Source organism: Priestia sp. P5_B4 (assembly GCF_056400385.1).
In genome coordinates this window covers 1-2,218 of the sequence record NZ_JBFULJ010000639.1, presented here as the reverse complement: position 1 = coordinate 2,218, position 2,218 = coordinate 1, and the positions used below count along the sequence as shown (strand labels likewise).

The window sequence follows — 2,218 nt, the reverse complement described above, 5'->3', positions numbered from 1 at the left end:
GATGACATCTTTTATTGTTTTACTCATCGATTAAACCCTCCTCGACATAAAAATTCACATAAAAAAGCCCCTTCTCCAAAAGAGAAGAGACGCTTATGTTTAGTTTTTATATTACGTATTCTTAAATTGCCATGTATGACTATAATATGTTCACATACGTTTGTCAAACGGAAAGTTTATGCATTATGTGTAACCAAGGCGATGAATCATTTATCTTTTATGTATACTAGGAATGTTTTAATTTATTTAAACAAAGACGAATGCAGGAATTAGTTGACTCAATTAATTCTTTATCGCCTTTTTTCAATCGAATTTCTAACGCACGTTGAAAATAATGATGTGCTCTGGAAACAATCCGCTGATCAAGTAAACATTTTCCATAATGCTGATAGACAAAGTCTTCATATATGTGAAGGTCTTCATCTGCTTTTAATTGTTCAATGAGTAGCTGAAACGTTTCATTCGCTTTATCCCACTGTTCTTGCCAGTGATATGTATGTCCAAGCCGGATCGTATTCAAAAATTCACCTATTGTATCAGCATGCCGGTCATATAGATAAATGGCCAGCAGCAGATGTCTTTCACTGCTCGTTAATTCTCCAAGTATGCGCTCATATACACCAATATGTCCATATGTTTTAGCAGCGGCACACTCATCCTCTTCTTCAAGAGCTCGTTTCTTTAAATAGATAATTCCCTGCTTCATTTTGTGTGGGTTAACCGGAACTTCTCGAAGCTGTTCATTAAATCGATAACTCATATTAAACGGAAGATCTCTGATGTTCATGCACGCTCCTTTCATGTGGCACATCAGCAAACATACTTTCATGACCGCTTGCTTTTGGTCCATTGGATGTAGGATTCTTTCCATTTTGATACGTTTACGCGATTTACAGGAAAGCTCAGCAAAAGTGCTGAGCTGTTGGTTCTTATTATTTTACTTATATATCCATTTTATCACAAAAAATACTACCGTAAAGATGCTCAGGCAGTCTTCATATAAAAAAATGGTTTTTTATCAATAAAAATGGTTTTATGCTCTTGAAAGCCTATACGCTGATACAATTTTTTGGCTTCTACGTTATTATATTCAACGTTTAACGATAAAAACATCTTACGCTTTTTGGCTTCTTGCTTGGCTACATTTAAAAGAGCCGTTCCTATCCCTTTTCCACGATAAGCTTCATCTACACATAGAGAGTCAATATAATAATCTCCATGTTCAGTTTCTATATCAATTTCCCACGCTGGATTATTAAGTTTAGCACGTACAAAACGCTTAACTGGTTCATAAAGCGTTTGTAACATACTTCCTTCGTAGCAAAGCATAAGTCCAACTACCTTCTCCTCGACTTCTGCGACTGTAATATGATGATAGCTATAGCGATTCTTCTCAGACAGAATAAACGCTTTAAGTCTTAAAAGCGCTTCTTCGTTCGTTGTAGCCGCTGTGTGAGAGCGCGCAATACTGCCAAGCATGTCATAAAGTAATTCCGTTACAGCAGAAGCATCTTCTTTTCTTGCTTTCCTTATTTTCACGATTTTCAAACTCCCTTTATTCTCTTCGCTTGCGTTATTTGTAGCAAACCTTCTTACCTATCTACTTTAACACGAAAAAGAAAAGAAAGAAAAAATTAACTCCTAATCTTCCTTTCATTGTATAATTAATGTATATTTTCAAATGAATGGATGATGACTATGAAAAAACGCCGTCAGCAGAAAGATACTACGGTAAGTGGATGGGAATTTTTAGCAGAAATTCTTTTACAAGTGCCTCAGCTGCTCATATGGCCACTGCGTCTTCTTATACGGATTGGTCGCTCTTTGTTGGATGGTATTTAGCCACTCCTATACAAATACTTACTTAACTCAAAAAAAAAGAAATTCAGCAGTTACTGAATTCCTTTATTAGTTTTTTGCTTTTGTGTATCCTGCTTCTTGCGCATCTTTTTCGGTACAAAACCAAATGAMGTTGTTCATGGTTTGATTGTAGTGCGCCCCAGTTGGCACGTGATAAATTTTAGAGTTTTGATTTCCTTTTATTTTACCTTCGCAGCTTTCGGCAGATTGAGTATCTTTTTGATTAGAAGAGGACTGATTTTTTACAGCATCCGTATTATACCCTTTTTCCTGAGCATAGTTTTCAATGCTCCAGATTCCTTTTTCGCTTTTTCGAGCCTGCTCCTGGATTTTCTTAAATTCATCTACGTACTTTGTG

4 protein-coding genes are annotated in these 2,218 nt (G+C 36.0%); 1 reads left to right on the top strand and 3 read right to left on the bottom strand.

Annotation, left to right across the window (positions count from 1 at the left end):
- Positions 1-226 precede the first annotated feature (226 nt).
- Both AC1DRF_RS24060 and AC1DRF_RS24055 read right to left on the bottom strand, forming a co-directional pair.
- Positions 227-787, bottom strand: coding sequence for a hypothetical protein (locus tag AC1DRF_RS24060; protein WP_427076088.1), 561 nt, complete (start codon positions 785-787; stop codon positions 227-229).
- A 197-nt stretch (positions 788-984) separates the two neighbouring features.
- Positions 985-1,539, bottom strand: a complete 555-nt coding sequence (locus tag AC1DRF_RS24055) for a GNAT family N-acetyltransferase (protein WP_043981586.1) — start codon at positions 1,537-1,539, stop codon at positions 985-987.
- Between the two features lie 159 nt (positions 1,540-1,698).
- Here AC1DRF_RS24055 and AC1DRF_RS24050 point away from each other — a divergent pair, with 159 nt between their 5' ends.
- Positions 1,699-1,842, top strand: coding sequence for a hypothetical protein (locus tag AC1DRF_RS24050; RefSeq protein WP_225049429.1), 144 nt, complete (start codon positions 1,699-1,701; stop codon positions 1,840-1,842).
- 66 nt (positions 1,843-1,908) lie between these two features.
- On the opposite strand, the gene AC1DRF_RS24045 is transcribed toward AC1DRF_RS24050, so the two are convergent.
- Positions 1,909-2,218 (bottom strand): sunset domain-containing protein (locus tag AC1DRF_RS24045; RefSeq protein ID WP_477741878.1); only part of this gene is annotated, 310 nt, incomplete at its 5' end.

Bases quoted from the DNA above. Each gene is read 5' to 3' on its own strand.
- AC1DRF_RS24060 (WP_427076088.1), bottom strand. From the start codon at position 787: ATGAACATCAGAGATCTTCCGTTTAATATGAGTTATCGATTTAATGAA.
- AC1DRF_RS24050 (WP_225049429.1), top strand. From the start codon at position 1,699: ATGAAAAAACGCCGTCAGCAGAAAGATACTACGGTAAGTGGATGGGAA.